The 7128-nt window shown below is 68.7% G+C and carries 7 protein-coding genes; 3 read left to right on the plus strand and 4 right to left on the minus strand.

The window, feature by feature from the left end; genetic code table 11:
- Both E1218_RS34050 and E1218_RS34055 read left to right on the plus strand, forming a co-directional pair.
- The coding region (locus E1218_RS34050) for a ribonuclease HII (RefSeq protein WP_132327162.1) at positions 1–648 on the plus strand (648 nt) is incomplete at its 5' end.
- 76 nt (positions 649–724) lie between these two features.
- Positions 725–1048: a DUF2469 domain-containing protein gene (locus E1218_RS34055; RefSeq protein ID WP_012922325.1), complete on the plus strand. Its 324-nt coding sequence runs from the start codon at positions 725–727 to the stop codon at positions 1046–1048.
- A gap of 23 nt (positions 1049–1071) precedes the next feature.
- On the opposite strand, the gene dprA is transcribed toward E1218_RS34055, so the two are convergent.
- The 4 genes from dprA to E1218_RS34075 all read right to left on the minus strand — a co-directional run bounded on the left by dprA (position 1072) and on the right by E1218_RS34075 (position 6071).
- A complete protein-coding gene (gene dprA, locus E1218_RS34060) occupies positions 1072–2142 on the minus strand; it encodes a DNA-processing protein DprA (RefSeq protein ID WP_233712655.1) in 1071 nt (356 codons plus the stop codon).
- Positions 2143–2399: 257 nt separating this feature from the next.
- Entirely contained in the window at positions 2400–3977 is a 1578-nt protein-coding gene (locus tag E1218_RS34065) for a YifB family Mg chelatase-like AAA ATPase (RefSeq protein ID WP_132327164.1), read from the minus strand.
- Positions 3977–4333, minus strand: coding sequence for a YraN family protein (locus E1218_RS34070; RefSeq protein ID WP_132327165.1), 357 nt, complete (start codon positions 4331–4333; stop codon positions 3977–3979). Before E1218_RS34070 ends, E1218_RS34065 begins: the two co-directional genes overlap by 1 nt.
- A gap of 127 nt (positions 4334–4460) precedes the next feature.
- Positions 4461–6071 (minus strand): APC family permease, encoded by a 1611-nt coding sequence (locus tag E1218_RS34075; protein ID WP_132327166.1) that lies wholly within the window; start codon positions 6069–6071, stop codon positions 4461–4463.
- 136 nt (positions 6072–6207) lie between these two features.
- Between E1218_RS34075 and E1218_RS34080 the strand changes: the two genes are divergently transcribed.
- Positions 6208–7128 (plus strand): tyrosine recombinase XerC (locus E1218_RS34080; protein ID WP_132327167.1); only part of this gene is annotated, 921 nt, incomplete at its 3' end.

Raw genomic sequence — 7128 nt, forward strand, 5'->3', positions numbered from 1 at the left:
GGGTACGAGCGCGCCTTGCGCCGCGTCGGCCTGGACCCGATCGCCGGCGTGGACGAGGCCGGCCGTGGCCCGTGCGCGGGTCCGCTCGTCGCCGCGGCGGTCATCCTCCCGGACGGCAAACGCGGCCAGATCCCCGAGCTGGCCGACTCCAAGCTGCTCACCGCCAAGGCTCGCGACCGCTGCTACGACGAGATCCGCAAACGCGCCCTCGCCTGGTCGGTCGTCTCGATCGAGGCCACCGAGTGTGATCGTCTCGGCATGCACGTCGCGAACGTGGAGGCACTCCGCCGCGCCCTCTTCCGGCTCGACATCCGCCCGTCGTACGTGCTGACCGACGGCTTCGGCGTCGACGGCCTCGGCGTACCGGGACTGGCGATCTGGAAGGGCGACCGCGTGGCGGCTTGTATCGCCGCGGCGTCTGTGATCGCGAAGGTCACCCGCGACCGGGTGATGGAGCACTGGGACCAGGTGTACCCGCAGTACGGTTTCGGGATTCACAAGGGCTACTGCACGCCTGAACACCAGGCGGCACTGGACGAATACGGCCCGTGCCCGCAACACCGTCGGCGGTTCGAGAATGTCCGCCGCAGTCTGCGGCCCGATATGGGACAGAATGTGACCAGTCCCACCGGAGTGGAGAGCCGATGAGCGAGCGCCGCGAGCGAACAACCGACACAGCCGCCCTAGCGCTCCCGCCCGAGCCGAGCGGTAGCGAGGTGACGGCGTGAGCGCTGACGACCTCGAGAAGTACGAGACCGACATGGAGCTGCAGCTCTATCGGGAGTACAAGGACGTCGTCGGGATCTTCAAGTACGTCGTGGAGACCGAACGGCGCTTCTACCTGTGCAACGCGGTCGACCTGAAGGTCCGCACCGAGGGCGGCGACGTGTACTTCGAGGTGACGATGGCCGACGCCTGGGTCTGGGACGTCTACCGTTCCGCCCGCTTCGTCAAGAACGCCAAAGTCGTCACCTTCCGCGACGTCAACATCGAAGAACTCGCCAAGTCCGACCTCGAAGTCCCCAAGGACTCCGACTTCGGCCGCTGACCAACCGCACACAGCCCGGGAGGTTACTGGGTCGGTGGCGTGACCGGCGTCAGGCGCCACCCGGTGGGGGCGTGGTGGATCAGGGAGAGGTCGGCGAGGGTTTCCAGGCACTGCAGGGTGGTTCGGACGTCGAGGCCGGCTGTGGTGGCTATGCGGGTGGCGGGGGCTGGCGTGTGGACGGGAACGGCGTCCAGGGCTCGGCGGAGGTCGTGATGTAGGTCGTCGGTCGGAATCTTGGGGCTCTGCGGGTACGGCGTGAGGCGGGTGCCGAGTGGGGAGATCGCCTCGATGATGTCGGCGACGTTGGTGACGAGTACGGCGTCCCGCTCGCGGACGAGGAGGTGGGCGCCTTCGGACATTCGGGAGGTGATCGGGCCGGGCACGGCGAGCACGGCCCGGCCGCACTGCTCGGCCCAGCCGGCGCTGTTGAGCGCACCGCTCCGTACGGCCGCTTCGACTACGACCGTGCCGAGGGTCGCCGCGGCGATCAGCCGATTCCGCGCGAGGAACCGCAACCTCGTCGGCGAGCATCCGGGCGGTAGCTCACTCACGACCAGCCCTTCCTCCACGATCCGGCTGAACAGCGCCGAGTTCCTCTTCGGATAGCTCACGTCGACGCCGCACGCCAGCACCGCGACGGTCACGCCCGAACCTGCCAGCGCACCCCGATGGGACGCCGCGTCGATCCCGTACGCGCCACCGGACACCACAGTGATCCCGTTGTCCGACAGGCCCGCCGACAGTTCGGCCGCGACATGCTCCCCGTACGACGAACTCGCGCGGGCACCTACCATCGCAACGGACCTCTCCAGCACTCGGCGGAGATTCGCCGGCCCTCGGACCCACAGCCCGAACGGGACGCCGGCCCGGCGCGACAACTGCCCGGCCTCCGCGAGGATCTCGACCTGCTCGGGCCATTCGTCGTCGCCAGGAATCACGAATCGCGCGTGTGCGGCAGCCGCCCGATCCAGATCGCGCTCCGGCTTGGCCTCGGCCAGCCGGGTCGACCACCGCTCGGTGCCCGGTGCCCGCTGCTGCAGCAACTCCCAGATTTCCAGGGCCTCGAGCCCTTCGAAGGCCTTCAGGGCTGCCACGTCACCCGGCTCGACGACCCGGGACAACCCAGCCCGAGCCAGCCGTTCGCCATCGTCCGCACCCGAGATCGCAGCGCCTGACGGCCCGCCGGTACCGCCCACGCCAGCCTCGCCAACCTGAGCTGACATGGGCTGCACGGACGCCGATGGCCGTGCCGCGTCGCCCGTTCCGTTGGCGACGCCGTGGTCCGCGACCTCGACCGGTCCCTTGGCGGCGCGGTGGTCTACGACATCGTTGCTCGAAGCACAGTTGGTGGTCATGCGGGGGTTCCTTTGAGAGGGCGAGAGTCGGCGAAGTCGGTCAGAGGTTCGCCGGTGCGGAGTTGGAAGGCTTGGTGGGTGAGCTCGACCGTGGGCCGGTCGAGGCTCTGGAGATCGGCCAGCGTCCAGGCGAGGCGGACCACGCGGTCGAAGCCGCGAGCGGTGATCCGGCCGGCCGAGTAGAGGTCCTCGAGCACCTCCTGGCTGGCGGCATCCAAGGCGAACTCCCGGCGCAGGACGGACCCGGGGACTTCGCTGTTGAGCGTCCAGCCGAGGTGCCGGTAGCGAAAGGCCTGTCGGTCCCGGGCGCAGCTCACGCGCTGGGCCACAGTCGCCGTCGATTCGGAACGCTCCCTGTCATCGACGCCGCGCGCTGCTGGGAGGATCTGCCGCTGGATGTCGATGCGGTCCTTGATCGGACCGCTGATGCGCTGCTGATAGCGGGCCAGGATCTGTGGTGTGCAGGTACAGATCCCGTTCGTCGTGCCGGCCAGACCGCAGGGGCACGGGTTGGCGGCAAGCACGAGCATGAACCGCGCGGGAAACTTGGCGACCGCCGCCGAGCGGTGCACCTCGATGTAGCCGGACTCCAGCGGCTGCCGCAGCGTGTCGAGCGTCAGCGGATGCATCTCGGGCGCCTCGTCGATGAACAGGATCCCTCGGTGTGCGCAACTGATCGCTCCTGGCCTCGGCATGCCCGACCCACCGCCGACCAGGCTGGACAGGGACGCGGTGTGGTGCGGCGCGATGAACGGCGGCCGAACCACGAGCTCCGCATCGCTGGTCAGCAGGCCGGCCAGGGAATGCACAGCGGACACCTCCAGGGAGTCGTCCGTGCTCAGATCCGGCATCAGCCCCGCCAGCCGCTCGGCCAGCATCGTCTTGCCTGAGCCCGGTGGCCCGTGCAGGTAGAGGTGGTGACCACCTGCAGCCGCTGCCTCGATCGCTCGACGCCCCTCTCGCTGGCCGATGACGTCGTCTAGGTCGACCTCGGGCACCCGCGTCAGCGACTCCGACAGCAACCGAGGCTCGGCGCGTGGTGGCGCCTCGTCCGGGATTTCGGCTCCGCGCAGCATGGCGATCACCTGCCGCAGCGATCGCATGCCGTAGACCGCGATCCCCGGGACCAGGCGTGCTTCGCCGGCGTTCAGCTCGGGGACGATGATGCGCTCGAAGCTGGATCGTGCGGCCGCCAACGTCATCGCGAGCGCCCCGCGGACCTCGCGGATCCGGCCGTCGAGACCGAGTTCACCGATGATCGCGGTCTGCCGCATCGAGCCGACCTCGATCACCCCCGCCGCCGCGAGCAGGGCGCAGGCGATGGCCACGTCGTAGTGGGAGCCGGTCTTCGGAAGCGTGGCGGGGGACAGGCCGATGGTGACCTTCCGATCGGGGAACCGCTCGCCGCTGTTGACCACCGCGGCGCGGACGCGGTCGCGTGCCTCGGACAGGGAGGCGTCCGGTAGGCCGATCAGGGTCGTCTTCGGTAGACCCTGGGCGATGTCGGCCTCGACCTCCACCAGGTGCCCTTCGAGGCCCACCAGAGCCACCGACCAGGTCTGTGCGAGCGGCATCAGGCGGCGCCCCGGACGTGGTCCACACGCGGCGGAGTGTTGTGGTCGAAGAGGACTGCCACGACGTCGATCCGGATCGCCCCTGGAGTGACCTGGTGGGTCTGCAGCCACCGGCCGGCGAGCTTCCTCAGCGTGCTGAGCTTCCGGTAGGTGATCGACTCCAGCGGGCTGCCGTAGTCGAGGCCTCTGCGGGTCTTCACCTCGCAGACGACGAGCGCGTTGCCGTCCCGCGCGACGATGTCGATCTCGCCCAGCTCGCAGCGCCAGTTGCGCTCGAGGATGACGAAGCCTTCGTTCGTGAGATACCTGGCGGCGAGATCTTCGCCGTACCGCCCGACTGCGTTCCTGGTCCGCATCGATGACCACCTCCGACACAGAACATGCCGTGATCGGGCCCCGGATCCTCACCCAGTTTCGATGCTGTGGACAACGCAACAGCCGCCCGCGCCAGGAAGGCGCGGGCGGCTGCCGGGTGCGAACACGTCAGTTGCGCATGTGTTTGCCGCGGGTCGGCTTCTGTGGCGGCGTACGGACGGCACGCAGTTCGCCTTCCGGCCGGATCGCCTGCAGACCGCCGGTGCCCGGGTCGGTGTCGGCCATGTCGTAGTCCCAGCTGTCCTCGTTCGCCAGCCGGCTGTGCCAGCGCCCGTACAGGCCGTAGATCAGCAGCCCGACGACCATCCAGATCCCGAACTTGGTCCACGTGCTCGTCCTGAGGTTGAGCATCAGCCACAGCGTCGCTCCGAGCGACAGCAGCGGGATCAGGGGCACCATCGGCACCCGGAAGCCACGCTCGAGGTTCGGTTCCGAGCGGCGCAGCGTCAGTACGCCGATCGCACAGAACGCGAAGCAGAACAGCGCACCGATGACCAGGAGCTCTTCGAGCTCGAGCACCTTCGGGTAGAGCGTCAGCACCAGCGCCGCGAACCCGGCCGCCGCGGCGGCACGCGCCGGGGAGGAGTAGACACGGCTGACCCGGCCGAGGCTCTTCGGCAGCAGACCGTCACGTCCCATGTTGAACAGCACCCGGCTCTGCGCGATCAGGACCACCATGATCACCGTCATGAGCGCGAGTAGTGCGCCGAGGTTGACCACCTTCGCGGCCCAACCCACGCCGACTGCCGCGAGTGCTTCCGAGACTGGTGCACTGCCGCCGAGCTCACCGTACGGGCGCATGCCGACCAATACGACGGCCATCGCGATGTACAGGATCGTGACGGCGCCGACACCGAGCAGCATGCCCTGCGGGACGGTCTTGCGCGGGTTGCGGGCGTCCTCCGACGCGGTCGCGATCAGGTCGAAGCCGATGTAGGCGAACACGATCGAGCTGGCCGCGGTGAAGATGCCCATCATGCCGAACGAGCCGAACGACGAGTCGAGGATCCAGCCGAGCAACGTCGGACTCGCGGTCGCGGGCGCGGCCCTGGCCATCGGCACGAACGGCTGGTAGTTGTCCGTATCGATGTGCATCGCGCCGACGATCACGACCAGCAGGATGACGGCGACCTTCGCGATCACCACGACGGTCAGCACCCGGGCGGACAGCTTGGTGCCGGTGACGATCATCGCGGTCAGGATCAGCAGCAGCACCGGGGCGACGAGGTTGACCTCGGCGTCGGGCCCGAAGAACTTGGCGACACCGGCCGGCAGTGACACCCCGAATCCGTCGAGGGTGGCCAGGAAGTACGCCGACCAGACGCGGGCGACGATCGCGGCCGCGGTGACGAGTTCGAGCACGAGCGCCCAGCCGACCAGCCAGGCCCACATCTCGCCGAACGTCACATAACTGAACGTGTAAGCGCTACCCGAGACCGGGATGGTCGACGAGAGCTCGGCGTAACACGCCGCAGCCAGCACGCACACGATCGCCGCGATGACGAACGACAGGATCACGGCCGGACCGGCGACCTTGGCCGCCTGGTTACCGCTGATGCTGAAGATGCCGGACCCGATCATCACGCCCAGGCCGAGTACGACCAGGTCGCGACGACCGAACAGGCGCGGCAGACGGTGCCGCGCGTCCTCGACTCGAGTGAACGCCGACTCGACCGGCAGGCGCCGGCCTACGGTCTGTCCGTTCGCTGAGGGGGCCATGGTCAGGGGTGCCTCCGTTGCTACTAGGGCAATCGGGCCGAACAGTAGTCGACCGTCGGGCTATCGACCAGACCTCCTCTTCTCGACCTCCGCGCGGTGCCTTGCGATGCCGGGTCCGCTCCCGCATGGTCGAGGCATGACGCCGGATGATGTCGGTACGCCACCCTCCTGGCCGGAGGGTTTCACAGCGTTACTGACCGACTACGAACGGCATCTGACGGCGGAAAGGGACCTCAGTAAACACTCGGTCAGAGCGTACCGTGGAGACGTCGCGGATTTACTCGAACATTTGATTCGGCTTGGTCACGATGACCTCGAGGACCTCGACATCCGGGGTCTGCGGTCCTGGCTGGCCAAACAGCAGAGTCTTGGGAAGTCGCGCAGCACGATCTCGCGCCGGGCGACCGCCGCGCGGGTCTTCACCGCCTGGGCACAGCGGACCGGGCGGATCACCACCGACCCGGGGGCACTGCTGGGAAGTCCGCGGCCGCACAAGAGCCTGCCGGGCGTACTCGGCCAGGCGGACACGCGCGCGGTGCTCGATGCGGCTGCCGTGGCGGCCGACGACGGTAGTGCGATCGGGTTGCGGGACCTGGCGATCATGGAGTTGCTCTATGCAACTGGCATCCGCGTCGGCGAGCTCTGCGCGCTCGACGTCGACGACATCGACACCTCGCGCCGGGTGGTCCGCGTCTTCGGCAAGGGCCGGAAGGAGCGCTCGGTCCCCTACGGCGTGCCGGCCTCCGATGCGCTTCGTCGCTGGTTGGACGAGGCGCGGCCACAGTTGGCTCGGCCAGGCAGTGGTCCGGCCGTGTTCCTGGGAGCTCGTGGCGGCCGGATCGACCAACGTGCGGTACGGCGCCTCGTGCACCAGCGGATCGGAGTCGTGGACGTTCCGGATCTGTCGCCCCACGGGTTGCGGCACACGGCGGCGACACACCTGCTCGAAGGGGGTGCGGACCTCCGCAGCGTGCAGGAGCTCCTCGGCCACGCGTCGCTGGCGACCACGCAGATCTACACGCACATCTCGACCGACCGCCTCCGCCGGGCCTACGAG

It is taken from the genome of Kribbella turkmenica (assembly GCF_004348725.1).
Lineage (GTDB): Bacteria > Actinomycetota > Actinomycetes > Propionibacteriales > Kribbellaceae > Kribbella > Kribbella turkmenica.

What these genes read in the sequence shown, in the direction of transcription:
- E1218_RS34065 (WP_132327164.1), bottom strand. Translation starts at nt 3,977, where the DNA reads ATGCCGCTCGCACAGACCTGGTCGGTGGCTCTGGTGGGCCTCGAAGGG.
- E1218_RS34070 (WP_132327165.1), bottom strand. Translation starts at nt 4,333, where the DNA reads ATGCGGACCAGGAACGCAGTCGGGCGGTACGGCGAAGATCTCGCCGCC.
- E1218_RS34075 (WP_132327166.1), bottom strand. Translation starts at nt 6,071, where the DNA reads ATGGCCCCCTCAGCGAACGGACAGACCGTAGGCCGGCGCCTGCCGGTC.